This window comes from Streptomyces sp. NPDC002845, assembly GCF_053591955.1.
Genome location: NZ_JBSFUU010000004.1, coordinates 64,076 through 81,938, shown reverse-complemented (window position 1 = coordinate 81,938; position 17,863 = coordinate 64,076). Strand labels below are relative to the sequence as shown.

Genomic DNA, 17,863 nt, shown 5'->3' with positions numbered 1-17,863 from the left:
CACCCACCCACCCCGCACACTCCCAGCGGGGCCTGGGGGCGCAGCCCCCACAGGCGGGGTCGAAGGGGCGGCAGCCCCTGGAGGATGGGGGTAGGGGCGGCGGGGGCGAAAACAACCCCCGGCGCCCCCGCACCACAGGCCCCCTCAGACCCCCGGCCCCGCCGGAGGCGAGCCGTACGGGCCGCCCTGCTGGTACTGGTACTCGTACGGATCAGGATCCCGAGGCCCGAACAACCCCGTGAGCCCAAGGTGAACGACCAGCCCCGCCACGGACCACGCCAGCAACGCCCCCTTCGCACTGAGCTTCAGCGGCGCGGAAAACGTCACCCCCTCGCCGACCTCCCTCGCCCGCGCGGCCACATCATCCGTGGGCCCGAGCCACACACCGAGCCGCCACGCGAGCAACGACCCGAGCAGCCCACCCACCGCGAGCGCGACCACCAGCGGCACACCTCCACGCCGCCGCACCAGAAACACCACCAGCGCACTCACAGCCCCGAAGGCCAGCGCGAGCAGGGCGAACGTCCCGTCCACCCCGATCGCCTGCTCCCCCTCGGTGTCCTGGAGGTACACGGCGTCACCGTCGGAGACAAGCGGAACCTGCGGCGCCAGCCACCACCACGACACCCCGAGCAGCACACCCCCGAGCGCCACGGCCACCGCCGCGATCACGGCCTCCCGCACTTCCGTCTTCATCCCGGGCCCGTCCTGTTCGTACGAGAGGCTCCCCACGCCACCCCCGGCAGGGGGAACCTGCCAGACGTCCTGATGCGGGGTCTGTCGATGCGGCGGCGGAGGCGGAGTCAGCGGTGCGGTCACCCTGACATCGTGCCAGGCCTACCTGAGCGACGCGTCACCGGACGTCCGCCCGGAACCCGGCAGCCGGCCGACAGCCGAACCAACGGACGGTCGACGCACAGCCCGCGCCCGGTCAACGGACCGCGGCCCTCCGGTATGCCCAGGTCGCGACCCCCAGCGAGACGACCCCGACCCCCGCGCACACGGCCAGGTCACCCAGCACCAACGCCCAGTCGGGGTCGGCCCCGAAGGTCCGCGCGAGGGCCTCGACCCCGTACGTGGACGGCAGCAGATCCCGCCCGACCTGCACGAACCCGGGCATCCGGTCCGCCGGCAGCACACCCAGCAGCAACGCCGCCGACATACCCAACTGCCCGAGCAGAGTCGCCAGTTCGGGCCGCGGCGCAAGCAGCCCGAGCGCAGCCCCGAGCCCGGCCAGCGCCGCCCCGGCAAGCGGGACGACCGCGGCGAGCACCCACAGGTGTGCGAGCGGCAGCCCGAACAGCACACACCCGAACACCGCCGTCACGACGGTCCCGGGGACGGTGAAGGAGGCGTACGCGCCCGCCGCGCCCAGCACCACCGCCGCGGGCGGCACGGGCAGCGTGGCGTAGTGGTCCAGCCCCCCGCTCGCCCGGAGCTGCCCGAAGTACTGCGCGAGCAGGTTCAGCGCGACGAAGGCGACGACCAGGACGGAGGAACCGGCCACGACCGCGCGCGCCTCGTCCCCGCCGTCCACCACACCCCGCATCAGGACCATGATCCCGATCGACTGGAAGGTGGCCACGAACAGCAGCGGAATCCGCGCGACACGCGCCCGCGAGAGCTGCGCCCGGTAGACGGCGGCGAGCGACGGCCACAGCCGCGCGCGCGGCCCGAGCGCCACGGCCTCATCGGCCCGCTCCTGACCGGCCAGGGCACTGCCCGGCAGAACCTCCGCGGGTACGACACTCACGTCGAGCTGCTCCTCTTCGCTCCGGCGGTCGCCCATTCTCGTACGGCTGCGGCGCTCCGTGCGTTCACGCCTTCACCAGCCCCTGTGTGTCGCCGCCCAGCGCCAGGTACACGTCCTCCAGGCTCGGCGTGGCGAGCGTGAAGTCGTCCAGGGCGACGAAGGCGGCGCCTCCGGTGACGGTGGCGACGACCGCGCGGGCCTCCTCGGGGGCGAGCCGCAGCGTCCAGCGCCGCCCCGACTCGACGGCGCGCGAGCGCAGCACGGCGACCTCGGGCACGTCGAGGGGGGCGCGCTCGCGCCACACGAGCTCGACGCGTACCTCGCCCGCGACCTTCTCCTTCAGCCCGGCCGGGGTGTCACAGGCGATCACCCGGCCCTTGTCGAGGACGGCGACCCGGTCGAGCACGGTCTCCGCCTCGATGACGTTGTGGGTGACCAGCAGCACGGTGGTCCCCCGCTCGGCCCGCCGCCGGTCCACGGCGGCCCACACGGCCCGCCGCGCCACGGGGTCCATCCCGGCGGTCGGCTCGTCCAGCACCAGCAGCGGCCGCTCCCCGACCAGCGCGGTCGCGAAGCAGGCGAGCCGCCGCTGCCCGCCGGACAGTTTCTTCAGCGTCCGCGAGGCCAGCGCGGTGAGCCCCAGCTCCTCCAGTACGGCGTCCCGCTCGATCCGGGCCCGCCGCAGGTCGAGGCCGCGCAGCCGCCCGGTCGTCTCGGCGGCGAGCGACACGGTCAGCTCGTCGAGGGCGGTCGACTCCTGCCCGAGGTACGCGAGAATCCGTGCGGCCCGCTCCGGGTGCCGCACGATGTCGTGGCCGAGGATCTCGACGGTGCCCTCGTCGGGCCGCATGAGCCCGGTGAGCTGCCGTACGAGGGTGGTCTTTCCGGCACCGTTCGGCCCGAGCAGCCCGAAGATCTCCCCGCGCCGCACATCGAGCCCGACGGAGTCGTTGGCCCGCACCTCCGGTGTGGCCGGCGTCCCGCGCCGTCCGCGTACCGCCGGATAGGTCTTGGTCAGCCCGCGCACGACACACACGGCGTCCCCACCGTGTCGGCCTCCCTGTCCCGCGCGCACACTCACGAGGCACGAGCCTACGGGGTCGCGAACCCGAAGCCGCGTCCGGGGCGGCCCCGTACACATGTCCGCGTACACATGTCCACCGCTCACCCCCGCCGCCCGCCGCGCGGCCCGACGGTGCGGTCCGGTCAGTCCCCGGCGGGGGCGTGCTCGGCGGCCGTCCGTACGTCGATCTCCCGCCAGAACCCGGCCCGGATCGCGTACCGGTCGTGCTCGTCGATCTGGTCGTCCTTGTGCGCGAGGAGCCCGAACCGGGCCGCGTAGCGCAGCAGTTCCCCGTCCACGCGGTGCGGGATCCGCGGATACATCCCGGACAGCTTCTGCAGATGGCTCTGGTCCGTCAGCCGCTCCATCCACCGCCGCGCGAACACCTGTCCGACCTCGTACGGATCGCCGCCGACCGTGGTGATGTCCTCCTCCCGGTCGGCCCACCGCTGCTCGGCCGTGGTGAGCTGCGCCAGCGTCGGCATGGACGCGACCTCCGGGGGCTCGGCGACCGCTCCGGGCCGGTCGACCCAGCCCTTGTCGGAGGACCAGCGCAGGGTGGCACTCGCCGGGGGCTGCGTGGCGTGCGCCCCGGGGCCGCGCATCGCCGCGAGGTCCTTCGGCGTCGGTACGCCCTTGGGGGCGGGCACCCGTTCCTCGGTCCCGTTCTGCACGGCGGCGGACGTGGCGGCGTGCTCGGGCGGCTCGGTGGGTCGCTGCGTGGCGGCGGGGAGCGCCGACTCCGGCAGTGGCGCGGACAGGATCGCGGCGATCTCGGGCCGCGGCGCGGGCGGCGGCGCACACACTCCACCGAGTTCCTTGGCGCGTACGGCCTTGGTGATCCACGTACGGTCCAGGACACGCCGTTCGTCGGCCTCGGCGACCAGGTCCTCGGACTGGTTGTAGTCCCCGTCGGCGGCCTGCACGGCCCACAGGTGTACGGCGACGCCGTGCTCCTTGGCGGCCATCATGCCCGGCAGCAGATCTCCGTCCCCGGTCACGAGCACCACGTCCGAGCAGGCCCGGTTGCGGGCCAGTTCGGTGAGTTCGGCGTGCATGGCGGCGTCCACGCCCTTCTGCGCCCACCGCCCGTCACTGCGGGTCAGCGCGCCGAGCCTGACCGTGACCCGGGGCATCACGCGCAGTCTGCGGTGCTCCGGCTGGGGTACGCGGTCGGGGGCGCCGTCGAACCAGTAGATGCGCAGCAGCGGCCGTTCCGTGTCGGCCTCGGCGCGCTCGCGCAGGCCCTGGACGAGGGCCGTGTGGTCGACGGTGATGCGGGAGCGGGAGGGTTCCCCGGCGAGGAGGCTGGCGGCAGCCCCGAGCAGATACCCGGCATCCACCAGGACGATGCAGCGGTCCACGCGATCCACCCTCTTTCCGGGAGGTTTGCTTCGGGCTTCCTTCGAGTCTGCCCGACCACGCGGAGGTTAACGGCCGGAACTCGATCTTCGGCGTGGCGTATTCGAGGTTCACGGTCCGACAGCGCCCATCACGGACCGTAATTCTCCGAAATGCGCTGCTTGTCAGGCTATGTGAATCTGGTCGCGGCCCTGGCCCCTAGATCCCCCACAGGAGGCAGATCACCATGGCCAAGAACAAGAACCGTAAGCAGGGCAGCCAGCAGGACCGTTCCTCGCAGGCCGAGAAGGCGCAGGAGCAGGCAGAGCGCGGCTCGACGGAGGCGCAGGAGTCGCCGATGTCGATACCGCAGGGCAGCCCGACCGATGTTGCCCGTAAGCAGCAGAAACGCTTCGGCCACAACTGAAGCTTGACGCGAGGGCGTTGAAGCCCGGCCGGGGCTGTTCGAGCCCAGGCACACGTCGAGGGGCGCGCCCGGTACCGGGCGCGCCCCTTCGGCTCACTCGCCGTAGGTCCGCCGAGGGTGCCGTTCCCTCAGTTCGCCAGGCAGGACGGTCCCAGCAGCACCTTCAGGTCGCCGAAGAGCGCGGGGTCGGGCTTCACCCGGTGCCGGTCGAGCCGCAGCACCGTGGTCTTGCTGGGGCCCTGGAGCCTGATCCGCACCTCGCTCTCGCCCCTGTGGTGGCTGAGGATCTCGCCGAGCCGGCTGACCATGGGCGGGGTGACCTTCAGGGCCGGGATGGTGAGGATCACGGGCGCGTTGGTGCCCGCGTTCGACAGATCCGGGACCTGGAGTTCCATCGCGACGAGCCGGGGCACGTCCTCGCGCTTGTCGAGGCGGCCCTTGACGAACACGACGGCGTCCTCGACGAGTTGGGTCGAGACGAGCTGGTAGGTCGCCGGGAAGAACATGCACTCGAGGGAACCGGCGAGGTCCTCGACCGTGGCGATGGCCCAGGCGTTGCCCTGCTTGGTCATCTTGCGCTGCAGGCCGGAGATGATGCCGCCGATGGTCACCACCGCGCCGTCCGCGTGCTCACCTCCGGTGAGCTGGGAGATGCCCGCGTCGGCCTTGTCGGACAGCACGTGCTCCAGGCCGAAGAGGGGGTGGTCGGAGACGTACAGGCCGAGCATCTCCCGCTCCTGGGCTAGCAGATAGGCCTTGTCCCACTCCTCGGTGGTGAACTCCACGTCCAGGCCGAACCCGGGCTCCTCGTTCGCCTCCTCGCCCATCCCGCCGAAGAGGTCGAACTGGCCCTCGGCCTCCTTGCGCTTGACCTGTACCACGTTGTCGATCATCGGCTCGAACTGGGCGGTCAGTCCCTTGCGGGTGTGTCCCATGGTGTCGAACGCGCCCGCCTTGATGAGCGATTCGGTGGTGCGCTTGTTGCAGACGACCGCCTCGACCTTGTCGAGGTAGTCGGGGAACGAGGCATACTTCCCCTTGGCCTTGCGCGAGCGGATGATCGACTCCACGACGTTCGTGCCGACGTTGCGCACCGCGGAGAGCCCGAAGAGGATCACGTCGTCGCCCTGGGCGGCGAAGTTCTGCTCGGATTCGTTCACATTGGGCGGCAGCACCCTGATGCCCATGCGCCGGCACTCGTTGAGGTAGACCGCCGACTTGTCCTTGTCGTCCTTGACCGAGGTCAGCAGCGCGGCCATGTACTCGGCCGGATAGTTCGCCTTGAGATACGCCGTCCAGTAGGTGACCAGGCCGTACGCCGACGAGTGTGCCTTGTTGAACGCGTATCCGGCGAACGGGACCAGGACGTCCCACAGGGCCTGGATCGCCTCGTCGGAGTAGCCGTTCTTCTGGGCGCCCGCCTGGAAGATGGTGAAGTTCTTCGCCAGCTCCTCGGGCTTCTTCTTGCCCATCACGCGGCGCAGGATGTCGGCCTCGCCGAGCGAGTAACCGGCGATGATCTGCGCCGCCTTCTGCACCTGCTCCTGGTACACGATCAGGCCGTAGGTCAGGCCGAGCGTCTCCTTCAGGGGCTCTTCGAGCTCCGGGTGGATCGGAGTGATCTCCTGGCGGCCGTTCTTGCGCTCCGCGTAGTTGATGTGCGAGTTCATGCCCATCGGGCCCGGCCGGTAGAGGGCCGAGACGGCGGAAATGTCCTCGAAGTTGTCGGGCTGCATCTGGCGGAGCAGCGAGCGCATCGGGCCGCCGTCGAACTGGAAGACACCGAGCGTGTCACCGCGGCAGAGCAGTTCGAAGGTCTTGGGGTCGTCCAGCGGGAGGGAGAGCATCTCCAGGTCGATGCCCTTGTTGGCCTTCACCATCTTGATGGCGTCGTCCATGATGGTCAGGTTGCGCAGGCCCAGGAAGTCCATCTTCAGCAGGCCCAGCGACTCGCACTGGGGGTAGTCCCACTGTGTGATGGTCACACCGTCCGTGTGCCGCACCCAGATCGGGGCGTGGTCGACGATGGGTTCGCTGGACATGATCACGCCGGCCGCGTGCACACCCATCTGCCGGACCAGGCCTTCCACACCGCGCGCGGTGTCGATGACCTTCTTCACATCCGGCTCGTTCTCGTACATCCCCCGGATCTCGCCCGCCTCGCTGTAGCGCGGGTGCGAGGGGTCGGTGATGCCGTTGAGGTCGATGCCCTTGCCGAGGACGTCGGCGGGCATCGCCTTGGTGAGCCGGTCGCCCATCGCGTACGGGTAGCCCAGCACGCGCGCGGAGTCCTTGATGGCGTTCTTCGCCTTGATCTTTCCGTATGTGCCGATCATGGCGACCTTGTCGGCGCCGTACTTCTCCGTCACATACCGGATCACCTCGACGCGCCGACGCTCGTCGAAGTCGATGTCGACATCGGGCATGGAGACGCGCTCGGGGTTGAGGAACCGCTCGAAGATCAGGCCGTGTTCGATGGGGTCGAGGTCGGTGATGCCCATCGCGTACGCGACGATCGAGCCGGCCGCGGAGCCTCGGCCGGGGCCGACCGCGATGCCGTTGTTCTTGGCCCACATGATGAAGTCGGCGACGACGAGGAAGTACCCCGGGAACCCCATCTGGATGATGACGTCCATCTCGTACTCGGCCTGCTTCTGGCGGTCCTCGGGGACGCCTCCCGGGAAGCGGCGGTTCATGCCGACCCGGACTTCCTCCTGGAACCAGGTGACCTCGGTGAAGCCCTCCGGGATGTCGAACTTGGGCATCAGGTCGCGCTTCTCGAACATCCCGGTGGTGTCGATCTGTTCGGCGACCAGGAGCGTGTTGCGGCAGCCCTCCTGCCAGGCGTCCGAGGAGTCGATGGCGTACATCTCGTCCGTCGACTTCAGGTAGTAGCCGGTGCCGTCGAAGCGGAAGCGGTCCGGGTCGGAGAGGTTCTTACCGGTCTGGATGCACAGCAGCGCGTCGTGGGCGGTCGCCTCGTGCGCGTACGTGTAGTGCGAGTCGTTGGTGACCAGCGGGGGGATGCCGAGCTTCTTGCCGATTTCGAGGAGGCCGTCGCGGACCCGGTGCTCGATCTCGATGCCGTGGTCCATCAGCTCCAGGAAGTAGCGGTCCTTGCCGAAGATGTCCTGGTATTCGGCGGCCGCCTTCAGCGCCTCGTCGAACTGGCCGAGGCGCAGCCGGGTCTGCAGCTCACCGGAGGGACAGCCGGTGGAGGCGATGAGTCCCTCGGACCACTGGGAGATGGTCTCCTTGTCCATGCGGGGCCACTTCTGCAGCCAGCCCTCGGCGTATGCGTCCGAGGAGAGCCGGAAGAGGTTGTGCAGGCCCGTCTTGTTCGCCGCCCAGATCGTCTTGTGCGTGTAACCACCCGAACCGGAGACGTCGTCCCTCTTCTGGTGCGGCTGGCCCCACTGGATCTTGCGCTTGTTGCGCCGGGACTCCGGGGCGACGTACGCCTCGATGCCGATGATCGGCGTGACGCCCGCCTTCTGCGCCGAGTGGAAGAAGTCGTACGCCCCGTGGAGGTTGCCGTGGTCGGACATGGCGATATGGGTCATGCCCATCTCGTTGCACGCGTTGAACATGTCCTTGAGCCGCGCGGCACCGTCCAGCAGCGAGTACTGGGTGTGGACGTGCAGGTGCGTGAACGGCGGTTTTGACACGGCTGAGGCCTCCAAGAAGAACGTCTGGCAACAGGCTGCGGACAGTCTGGGGGACAGCGTCGAAGTCTATGCCTCGGCACTGACATTTGAGACGGATACTGTGGCGCGAAGCGCCTCGATGAGGGGCGGCGGTCGGGTGACGGGAGGGCGGGCTCTCCCCCGCAACTTACTGCGTGCGATCGTGGGCACTCCCGCGATCCTTCGTCCGTTGGAAGGGGACGGATCGTCCGTGACGGACGATCCGTTTCCCGCGAACGGCGCACACGGCCACCCACATGTCACGTACCACCTGCTTCAGGAGGCACCCCGCGATGTCGGTTCCGCAGCTCAACGACGAGCGACGCGGTGAGGAGATCCTCGCCGTCTTCGACACCGCCTTCGGCGAGCTCCTGGCCGCCGACCCGGCCGCGTTCCGCGTGAAGTTCCGGAAGATGGCGGCCTCGGCGTTCGCGTTCTACCGGGGTACGGCGTGCCTGTACTACCACGATCTGGACACGGAGAACGCCGGGCGGGATGACGAGAAGCCCATAAGCAGCCCGTTCCTGGACGAGCGCGCCTCGCGCGTGTGGATCCACGGCGACCTGCACGCGGAGAACTTCGGCACGTACATGGACTCCACGGGCCGCCTGATCTTCAACGTGAACGACTTCGACGAGGCGTACGTCGGCCCCTTCACCTGGGACCTCAAGCGCTTCGCGGCCTCCGTGGCGCTGATCGGGTACACGAAGGCGCTCAGCGACGAGCAGATCACCGAACTGGTGACGATCTACGCGGTCGCGTACCGCGAGCGGATCCACGCCCTCGCGACCGGCGCCAAGCAGGACGAGGTGCCGCCCTTCACCCTGTACACCGCCCAGGGGCCGCTCCTCGACGCCCTGCACGACGCCCGCTCCCTGACCCGCTTCGGGCTGCTCGACTCGATGACCGAGATCCGTGACTTCGAGCGCCGTTTCGCGCCCGGCGGCGGCGCGATCGAGCTGGACGCGGCCACCCGCTACAAAGTGCTCGCGGCCTTCGACGGCTACCTGGAGACGCTGCCGGAGTCCTCGCTCGCCCGCCCCGACTCGTACCGGGTGAAGGACGTCGTCGGCCGCCGGGGCATCGGCATCGGCTCGGCGGGGCTGCCGTCGTACAACATCCTGCTGGAGGGCAACAGCGACGCCCTGGAGAACGACGTCGTGATCTACATCAAGCAGGCCCAGACCCCGGCCGTCTCCCGGCACATCACGGACCGGACGATCCGCGGCTACTTCCAGCACGAGGGCCACCGCACGGTGATCTCCCAGCGCGCCCTCCAGGCCCACGCGGACCCGTGGCTGGGCTGGACCGAGCTGGACGGCACGGGTCAGCTGGTCGCCGAGGTGTCGCCGTACGCGGTGGACCTGGACTGGGGCGACATCGACGATCCGGAGGAGATCGCCGCCGTGGTCGCCGACCTGGGCCGGGCGACGGCCACGATGCACGGGGCGGCGGACGACCTGTCGGGGCAGTCCCTGGTGCCGTTCTCCACCGAGCGGGCCATCGACGCGGCGATCGCGGGCGACGAGGACGGCTTCGCACCCCTCCTGGTGGACTTCGCGCACACGTACGGGGCACGCGCGCGTGCGGACCACCAGATTTTCGTGGACCTGTTCCGTAACGGACGGATTCCGGGTCTGTAGCCCGTCTCCAACGCACAGCGGGCTCTTAGAGGGCCCTTACGGCGGAACGTGGCAGACTTTCTCACACGATGGACATATCCGGGACCCAGCTCAGAGCCGTCCGCGCGGCGCTGTTCACGGCACTCGTCGTGACGCTCAGCACCGCGTCGCACGTGCTGCTGTCCAGGGTCCCGCTGCCGTTGGCCACCGTGGCCGCGACCGCCGCCGTCGTCTTCTCCCTCGCCTACGCGCTGGCGGGCCGCGAGCGCGGCTTCGGACGGATCGCCGCCCTGCTGATCCCGTTGGAGCTGGCGGCCGACACCGTGTTCACCGCCGGCCAGCACGTCTGTTACGGCGAGGCCGGTGGCCCGGTCACGGGCCCGCTGCGCTCGGTCGGCCTCGACGTGCTGTGCGGCGGCGCCGACGTGGGCACCCCGCTGGCGCGGGTCACCGGCGACTCCGGCCGGGCGGCCTCCCTCCTCGCCGACGCCGGCCCGGCCGTCGCCTGGGCACTGCTCGCCGCGCACGTCGGCGTCGGTCTCCTCGCGGCCGCCTGGCTGCGGCGCGGCGAACGGGCGCTGGCCCAGCTGCTCGGCGCGGCGACGGCGGCAGGCTTCCGGCCGCTGCTGTTCGCGGTCGCCTCGGTGACGGTACGGCTCGCCGCCCCGGCGCCGGTACGCCGTCTGCCGCGCCCCGCGCCCCGTACGGCCACCGCCCGCGATCTGCTCCTCGCACTCTCCCTGGGACGGCGTGGACCGCCGTGCTCACTCGCGCTCGCTGCCTGAAAGCGATCAGAAGCGACCTGAGCACGAGCACTCCCTCACCCGTATCCCGCGTACGACATGTGCGCGTCCCACATGGAGATCACCAGCATGAGCAAGCGGAACAGCAAGGCGGAGAAGACGGCGGCCCGTGAGCGGCTGCGCCTGGAGCGCGAGCGCCAGGCCAAGCGCGACCGGATCAGGCGGCAGGCCATCGTCGCCCTTTCGATGGTCGGCGTCCTGGCGATAGCGGGCGGCATCGGCTACGCCGTCGTCCAGGGCAACCAGCCCACGCACTGGGAGGAGGCCGCCGACGCCAAGGTGGTCGCCCCGGCCAACACCTCGGGCACGGACGGCACCACCGTGCTCATCGGCGACTCCAAGACCGACAACGTGGTGCACCTCTACGAGGACCCGCGCTGCCCGGCCTGCGCCTCCTTCGAGCAGACCATCGGCGACACCGTCAACAAGGGCATGGAGGACGGCGACTACAAGCTCTCCTTCACGGTCGGCACCTTCATCGACGGCAACGCCGGCGGCGAGGGCTCGAAGAACGCGCTGAGCGCGCTCGGCGCCGCGCTGAACGTGAGCCCCGAAGCGTTCCTGGAGTACAAGACCGCCCTGTACTCGGCGGAGTACCACCCCGAGGAGACGACCGACGAGTTCGCCGACGACAGCTACCTGATCAAGGTGGCGGACACGGTGGACGCGCTGAAGAACAACAAGACGTTCCAGGACGCCGTCAACAACGGCACGTACGACGCCTGGGCGATGAGGATGAGCAAGTCCTTCGACGACGCCGAGGATGTCAGGTCGACCCCGACCATCAAGATCAACGACAAGAAGATCGAGAACCCGGGCTCCGTGGCCGACTGGGAGACGGCGCTCAAGGACGCGGGCATCACCAAGTAACCCAAGTAACGGGCGGCGTAAGGGCGGGCGAACTCTTCCGGGTTCGCCCGCCCTTCATGTCGTCCGTCTTACCTGAGCACTTACCGATCAGTAATCTGATCGTCCGTGACCAGACGCATCAGATCCCACATCAGTCCCAACTCCCTCACCCCGCGCCGCCGTACGGTCGTCAAGGCGGCCGCGGCCGGAGCCGTCCTCGCCGCCCCGCTCGCCGGTGCGATACCCGCCCGCGCCGCCGAGGGCCCCGCCTTCCTGCACGGTGTCGCCTCCGGTGACCCGCTGCCCGACGGCGTCCTGCTGTGGACCCGGGTGACGCCGACCGCCGAGGCGGTACCCGGCTCGGGGCTCGGCCCGGACCTCGCGGTCGAGTGGACCGTCGCCAAGGACCGGGCGTTCACGACGATCGTCGCCAAGGGGTCCGTCACCGCGACCGCCGCCTCCGACCACACTGTCAAGGCGGACGTCCGCGGCCTCGAACCCGCCACCGACTACTGGTTCCGCTTCTCCGCCGGCGCCACCGACTCCCCCGTCGCCCGCACCCGCACCGCCCCGGCCACCGGCGCCGCCGTCTCCGGCCTCCGCTTCGGCGTGGTCTCCTGCGCCAACTGGGAGGCCGGCCACTTCTCCGCGTACCGCCACCTCGCCGCCCGCGGCGACCTGGACGCCTGGCTGCATCTCGGCGACTACATCTACGAGTACGGCACCGGCGAGTACGGCACCCGCGACACCGTCGTACGGCCGCACGCCCCGGCCCACGAGATCCTGACGCTCGCCGACTACCGCACCCGGCACGGCCGTTACAAGACCGACGCGGACCTGCAGGCCCTGCACGCGGCGGCCCCCGTGATCGCCATCTGGGACGACCACGAGATCGCCAACGACACATGGTCGGACGGCGCCGAGAACCACACCGAGAGCACGGAGGGCGCCTGGACGGCGCGGGCCGCGGCGGCCAAGCAGGCGTACTTCGAGTGGATGCCGGTGCGCCCGGCGATCGAGGGCACGACCTACCGGCGGCTGCGCTTCGGCAGGCTGGCCGATCTCTCGCTGCTCGACCTGCGCTCCTTCCGCTCGCAGCAGGTGTCGACCGGCAACGGTGGCGTCGACGACCCCGAGCGTACGGTGACGGGCCGGGCCCAACTGGACTGGCTGAAGGCGGGCTTGAATGCCTCCGACACCACCTGGCGGCTGGTCGGCAACTCGGTGATGATCGCGCCGTTCGCCGTCGGCTCGCTCACCGCCGAGCTCCTGAAGCCGCTCGCCGGGCTGCTGGGCCTGCCGAAGGAGGGCCTGGCCGTCAACACCGACCAGTGGGACGGCTACACCGACGACCGCCGCGAACTCCTCGCCCACCTGCGCGACAACGCGATCCGCAACACGGTCTTCCTCACCGGCGACATCCACATGGCGTGGGCCAACGACGTGCCGCTGAACGCCGGTACGTACCCGCTGTCCGCCTCGGCCGCCACGGAGTTCGTCGTCACCTCGGTGACCTCGGACAACCTCGACGACATCCTCAAGGTCCCCGAGGGTGTCGTCTCCGCCGTCGCCTCCCCGCTGATCCGCGCCACCAACCGGCACGTCCGCTGGGTCGACACCGACCGGCACGGCTACGGCGTCCTGGACATCACCGCCGAGCGCGCGCAGATGGACTACTACGTCCTCTCCGACCGTACGAAGGCCGACGCGACCTCGTCGTGGGCCCGTTCGTACCGCACGCGCAGCGGCACGCAGAAGGTGGAACGGGTCCACGATCCGGTGCGCTGAGTTTCAGCCGGTCGGAACACAGCCCCTCAGGGGCGGATTTCAGCCAGTCGTGATCATCTCGAAGTTCGTCAAGAACAGATCACGTGGCGACGGCGGGTGGTGCGAACCGGAGCCCGAATCCGGACACACCACCCGCCCCGGCCAACTCTCTCCGTTACGTGGCCGTCTCGACGCCCGGACTGACCCGCATTCAAATACGGAGTGCGCCGACGACACGAACGCCGTGGCGCGCGAAGCCCACCCGGATCCACTCCGCCAACCTCGGCGACGGCCTGCTGGGCTGGGCCGCCTTCCCCAGCGTCTGCGGCCCCGCCGGCGCGTGAAGGGCGCCCCACTCGGAGACGCCCCGCGAACGGCCTCTTCGGCCCCACGCGGGGGTGGCATCACGCCCGCCCGCGACAAGTTGAGCTCCGCCCCCTACAGGGACTCCAGGAAGCCGAGTGCCACCTTCCAGGTGGCCTCGGCGGCCTCCGCGTCGTAATCGGGCAGGTCGGGGTCGGTGTAGAGGTGGCCGGCCCCGGCGTACCGGTAGACCTCCACGTCCGCGCCCGCCTTCCGTATCTGCAGGTACCAGGCGCTCAGCCAGTCGTCGGGCTCGAAGGGGTCGGGCTCGGCGACATGCAGCTGGACCGGCAGACCGTCGGCCGACGCGTTCTCCGCGATGTCCGAGGTGCCGTGCAGGAGCAGCAGCCCGCGGGCCTTGTCGTCGCCGAGCGCCAGGGTCTGCGCTATCGCGGCACCGAGCGAGAACCCGGCGTACACAAGTCCCCGCTCCGAGTAGGGCGCCGCCGCCAGGACCGCCCTCTTGAGCAGCTCGTCCTTCCCGATCTCCTCCCGGTAGTCCCGGGCCTCCTCGACATCGTCGAACGTGCGCCCCTCGAAGAGGTCGGGCGTCCAGACCTCGTGTCCCGCCGCACGCAGCCGGTCGGCCGCCGCGCGCACCGCCGGGCGCGGACCGTAGGTCGAGTGGAAGAGCATGATGTTCATGCGTTCATGGTGCCAGCCGCCACTGACAACGGCCGGACGAGCCCGGTGCCCCCGGCCGCAACCGGGCCGCGTGTCCATGAGGGACCCGTTCCCGTTACCGTCGGGGGCATGGAGAACGTACTGCGCCCGCTGATCGTCCTCGGCGGCTCGGTCGTGCTCGCCCTGCTCCTCGGGTGGGCCGTGGACCGTCTGCTGCGCAAGGCCGATGCCCGGCACAGCGAGACGCCCCTGTGGGGTCTGCTCCGCGAGGGCCGCGTGCCCTTCCAGGCGCTGTTGTGCGCGGCCGCCCTGCGAGCCACCTACAGCGAGGCGAACCTGCTGGACAGCGACAGGGTCAACACCAGCGTCGGCCGGGCGCTGACGCTGACCCTCATCGGCTCCGCCGCCTGGCTGGTGGTGCGGATCGCGGCCGCGGTCGTGGAGACCTCGTACAGCCGGTACGCGAGCAACCACCCCGATCCGGCCCGCGTCCGCCGTGTCCGGACCCAGGTGACGCTCATCATGCGGGTGGTCTCCGCGATCGTCGCCGTGGTGGCGGCCGCCGCGATGCTGCTCACGTTCCCCGCCATGCGCGCCGCCGGTGCCTCACTGCTGGCCTCGGCGGGCATCGTCGGCATCGTCGCCGGTGTGGCCGCGCAGTCCACCCTGAGCAACATGTTCGCCGGGCTGCAGATCGCCTTCGGCGACATGGTGCGGATAGGCGATACGGTCGTGGTGGACGGCGAGTGGGGCACGGTCGAGGAGATCACGCTGACCTTCCTGACCGTCCGCACCTGGGACGAGCGCCGTATCACGATGCCCGTCTCGTACTTCACGTCGAAGCCCTTCGAGAACTGGTCGCGCGGCGGCGCCCAGATCACCGGCACCGTCTACTGGCACCTCGACCACTCCGCCCCGCTGGACCTGATGCGCAACCGGCTCCGCGACATCCTGCGCGACTGCTCGGCCTGGGACGGCCGCGCCTACAACCTGTCCGTCACGGACACCACCCCGAGCACCATCGAGGTGCGGGCCCTGGTGACGGCCAAGGACGCCGACGACGTATGGACGGCACGGATCACGGTGCGCGAGCAGATGATCCGCTGGCTGGCCGAGGAGCACCCCTACGCGATGCCCCGGGTCAACGCGGCGGACGCCGCCCTGCCGCCGTTCCACGACGGCGGAAACCCGTCCTCCCCCGACGGCAAGGCCGCCGCGCGCCGCGTCCACCAGCATCAGCCGCCCCGGACGGAACGCTGACCGGTCAGTGGCCGCGCTCGGCGCCGCCGTTGACCTGAATGACCTGCGAGGTGATGTGCCCGGCGCCCGGGGACGCCAGCCAGTGCAGGGTCGCGGCGACGTCTCCCGGTGTGCCGGCCCGCCCGGTCGAGGTCTCGGCGATGAGCCGCACGCGCCGCTCCTCGGTCATGGCGTCGCCGAAGAACCCGGTGTCCTCGACATAGCCGGGCGCCACCAGGTTCACGGTGATCCCGCGCGGCCCCAGCTCCCGCGCCAGATCGAAGGCGTACGGGTGCAACGCGGCCTTGGAGGCGGCGTACGCCCCGCTGCCCGAACCCCGGTAGGCGGCGATCGAGCTGAGGAACAACACCCGCCCACCGGGCGAGGCCAGCCGATCGCTCAACACCGTCGTGAGCAGCACCGCGGTCAGTGTGTTCAACCGGAAGTTGACGGCCCAGTCGTGCGCGACGACTTCCAACGGGTCATCGCTCTCGACCCGCGGCTCCAGCAGCCCGCTTCCCCCGGCACTGTGGACCAGCACATCCACGGTCCCGAACTCACGGGCCACGAACTCACCGACCCCCCGCACGCTCCCGGGCTCCCCGAGATCGGCCGCATACATCAGCGCACCCGGCACCCCGGCCTTCTCCAGCACCTCGGCCCGCCGCCCGAGCAGCAGGACCTGATCCCCGTCCGCGGCGAAGACACGCGCCGCGGCCAGCCCGATCCCCGTACCACCACCACTGATCACAACATTGCGAGCCATGATCCGATCGTACGATCGAACAGCCCACGACGAACGAAAACGCCTCCCGCAGCCGCCAACGGCGGTCAACCTCCACAGGAAAGCAGCACGTGTAGCCGAGCAGCACGGGCGGTGCGCGGGTGGGAGAACCCCCTCAAAGAGAGCGGCGCATCGCCCGATGCGCTATCCCGGCATCGGGGAACTCCGGCCCGTACGCCACATACCCCAGCCGCTCGTAGAACCCCATCGCATGCGTCTGCGCGTGCAGATCCACCGCCACCAGCCCACGCGCGCGTGCCGCATCCTCAAGGGCCCGCACCAGAGCCGCCCCTAGGCCCAGCCCCCGAGCCGACTTGGTGACAGCGAGCCGCCCCAGGGACCCGACGCTCAGGTCACCCCCGGTCTTCCCGGCGGCAGCCGCCCCGTACAGGAGCCGCCCGGTCCCGAGCGGCACCCCGTCGTCCCGCACGGCCAGTACATGCACGGCACCGGCGTCGTACACGTCGTATTCGAGCTCCTCGGGGACCCCCTGCTCGACGACGAAGACCTCTTTGCGTACGGCCCGGCAGGCCTCGCGGTCGGCGGCGTCCTCGGCGAGCCGCACCACATGGCCGGAGCTCATGCCCAGCTCTCCTCACGCACCTGGTCGAGCGCCTTCTGCAGGTCCTCGGGGTAGTCGCTCGCGAACTCGACCCACTCTCCGTCGCCGGGGTGCTCGAAGCCGAGCCGTACGGCGTGCAGCCACTGGCGGGTCAGGCCGAGCCGTCTGGCGAGCGTCGGGTCGGCGCCGTACGTCAGATCGCCCACGCACGGGTGCCGGTGGGCGGCCATGTGGACGCGGATCTGGTGGGTACGCCCGGTCTCCAGCTTGATGTCGAGCAGGGAGGCCGCGCGGAAGGCCTCGACCAGGTCGTAGTGCGTGACCGAGGGCTTGCCGTCGGCCGTGACCGCCCACTTGTAGTCGTGGTTCGGGTGCCGCCCGATGGGGGCGTCGATCGTGCCGCTCGTCGGGTCGGGGTGGCCCTGGACCAGCGCGTGGTAGCGCTTGTCGACCGTACGCTCCTTGAACTGGCGCTTCAGGAACGTGTACGCGTACTCCGACTTGGCCACCGCCATCAGACCCGACGTGCCCACGTCGAGCCGGTGCACGATGCCCTGGCGCTCGGCGGCGCCCGAGGTGGAGATCCGGTACCCGGCGGCGGCGAGACCGCCGATGACGGTCGGCCCCGACCAGCCCGGGCTGGGGTGCGCGGCCACGCCGACCGGCTTGACGATCACGACCACGTCATCGTCGTCGTGCACGATCTCCATGCCCTCGACCGGCTCGGCGACCACCTGCACCGGCGCGGGCGCCTGCGGCATCTCGACCTCCAGCCAGGAGCCGCCGCGCACCCGCTCGGACTTGCCGACCACCGTGCCGTCGACCAACACCTTGCCTGCCCCGGCCAGCTCGGCCGCCTTCGTACGGGAGAAGCCGAACATGCGGGAGATGGCGGCGTCGACGCGCTCGCCCTCCAGGCCGTCGGGCACGGGCAGGGTACGGATCTCGGGAATCGTGCTCACCCGTCGAGTATGCAGGAC

Annotated in this window: 15 protein-coding genes; 6 read left to right on the top strand and 9 right to left on the bottom strand. The window is 70.3% G+C overall.

What is annotated here, in order from left to right:
- Positions 1–144 precede the first annotated feature (144 nt).
- The 4 genes from ACWD3C_RS03915 to ACWD3C_RS03900 all read right to left on the bottom strand — a co-directional run bounded on the left by ACWD3C_RS03915 (position 145) and on the right by ACWD3C_RS03900 (position 4,180).
- Positions 145–819: an AAA family ATPase gene (locus ACWD3C_RS03915; RefSeq protein WP_451139761.1), complete on the bottom strand. Its 675-nt coding sequence runs from the start codon at positions 817–819 to the stop codon at positions 145–147.
- A gap of 112 nt (positions 820–931) precedes the next feature.
- Positions 932–1,789, bottom strand: coding sequence for an ABC transporter permease (locus ACWD3C_RS03910; RefSeq protein WP_451139759.1), 858 nt, complete (start codon positions 1,787–1,789; stop codon positions 932–934).
- A gap of 28 nt (positions 1,790–1,817) precedes the next feature.
- Complete coding sequence (locus tag ACWD3C_RS03905) at positions 1,818–2,834, bottom strand: ABC transporter ATP-binding protein (RefSeq protein WP_451139757.1); 1,017 nt, start codon at positions 2,832–2,834, stop codon at positions 1,818–1,820.
- A gap of 125 nt (positions 2,835–2,959) precedes the next feature.
- A complete protein-coding gene (locus tag ACWD3C_RS03900; RefSeq protein WP_451139755.1) occupies positions 2,960–4,180 on the bottom strand; it encodes an NYN domain-containing protein in 1,221 nt (406 codons plus the stop codon).
- A gap of 224 nt (positions 4,181–4,404) precedes the next feature.
- Between ACWD3C_RS03900 and ACWD3C_RS03895 the strand changes: the two genes are divergently transcribed.
- Positions 4,405–4,584 carry a hypothetical protein gene (locus ACWD3C_RS03895; protein WP_451139753.1) on the top strand — a complete coding sequence of 60 codons (180 nt, stop codon included), beginning with the start codon at positions 4,405–4,407 and terminating at the stop codon, positions 4,582–4,584.
- A 128-nt stretch (positions 4,585–4,712) separates the two neighbouring features.
- Here the strand turns inward: ACWD3C_RS03895 and dnaE are convergent, their stop codons facing one another.
- Positions 4,713–8,252 (bottom strand): DNA polymerase III subunit alpha, encoded by a 3,540-nt coding sequence (dnaE, locus tag ACWD3C_RS03890; RefSeq protein ID WP_451139751.1) that lies wholly within the window; start codon positions 8,250–8,252, stop codon positions 4,713–4,715.
- Positions 8,253–8,563: 311 nt separating this feature from the next.
- Here dnaE and ACWD3C_RS03885 point away from each other — a divergent pair, with 311 nt between their 5' ends.
- From ACWD3C_RS03885 to ACWD3C_RS03870, 4 genes are all read left to right on the top strand, one after another.
- A complete protein-coding gene (locus tag ACWD3C_RS03885) occupies positions 8,564–9,913 on the top strand; it encodes a DUF2252 domain-containing protein (protein WP_451139749.1) in 1,350 nt (449 codons plus the stop codon).
- Positions 9,914–9,981: 68 nt separating this feature from the next.
- Complete coding sequence (locus ACWD3C_RS03880) at positions 9,982–10,677, top strand: hypothetical protein (protein ID WP_451139747.1); 696 nt, start codon at positions 9,982–9,984, stop codon at positions 10,675–10,677.
- An 87-nt stretch (positions 10,678–10,764) separates the two neighbouring features.
- The gene (locus ACWD3C_RS03875) at positions 10,765–11,565 is read left to right on the top strand and encodes a DsbA family protein (RefSeq protein ID WP_451139745.1); all 801 of its coding nucleotides are present in this window, start codon (positions 10,765–10,767) and stop codon (positions 11,563–11,565) included.
- Between the two features lie 105 nt (positions 11,566–11,670).
- On the top strand, positions 11,671–13,332 hold the full coding sequence (locus ACWD3C_RS03870; protein WP_451139743.1) for an alkaline phosphatase D family protein: 1,662 nt from the start codon (positions 11,671–11,673) through the stop codon (positions 13,330–13,332).
- A 417-nt stretch (positions 13,333–13,749) separates the two neighbouring features.
- Here the strand turns inward: ACWD3C_RS03870 and ACWD3C_RS03865 are convergent, their stop codons facing one another.
- On the bottom strand, positions 13,750–14,319 hold the full coding sequence (locus tag ACWD3C_RS03865; RefSeq protein ID WP_451139741.1) for a dienelactone hydrolase family protein: 570 nt from the start codon (positions 14,317–14,319) through the stop codon (positions 13,750–13,752).
- 108 nt (positions 14,320–14,427) lie between these two features.
- On the opposite strand from ACWD3C_RS03865, the gene ACWD3C_RS03860 reads away from it, so the two are divergent.
- Complete coding sequence (locus ACWD3C_RS03860; protein ID WP_451139739.1) at positions 14,428–15,558, top strand: mechanosensitive ion channel family protein; 1,131 nt, start codon at positions 14,428–14,430, stop codon at positions 15,556–15,558.
- A 4-nt stretch (positions 15,559–15,562) separates the two neighbouring features.
- On the opposite strand, the gene ACWD3C_RS03855 is transcribed toward ACWD3C_RS03860, so the two are convergent.
- From ACWD3C_RS03855 to ACWD3C_RS03845, 3 genes are all read right to left on the bottom strand, one after another.
- Entirely contained in the window at positions 15,563–16,303 is a 741-nt protein-coding gene (locus ACWD3C_RS03855) for an SDR family NAD(P)-dependent oxidoreductase (protein ID WP_451139737.1), read from the bottom strand.
- Positions 16,304–16,436: 133 nt separating this feature from the next.
- Entirely contained in the window at positions 16,437–16,904 is a 468-nt protein-coding gene (locus tag ACWD3C_RS03850; RefSeq protein WP_451139735.1) for a GNAT family N-acetyltransferase, read from the bottom strand.
- The gene (locus tag ACWD3C_RS03845; protein ID WP_451139733.1) at positions 16,901–17,845 is read right to left on the bottom strand and encodes an RluA family pseudouridine synthase; all 945 of its coding nucleotides are present in this window, start codon (positions 17,843–17,845) and stop codon (positions 16,901–16,903) included. The genes ACWD3C_RS03850 and ACWD3C_RS03845 overlap by 4 nt, the downstream gene beginning before the upstream one ends.
- Between the last annotated feature and the right edge of the window lie 18 nt (positions 17,846–17,863).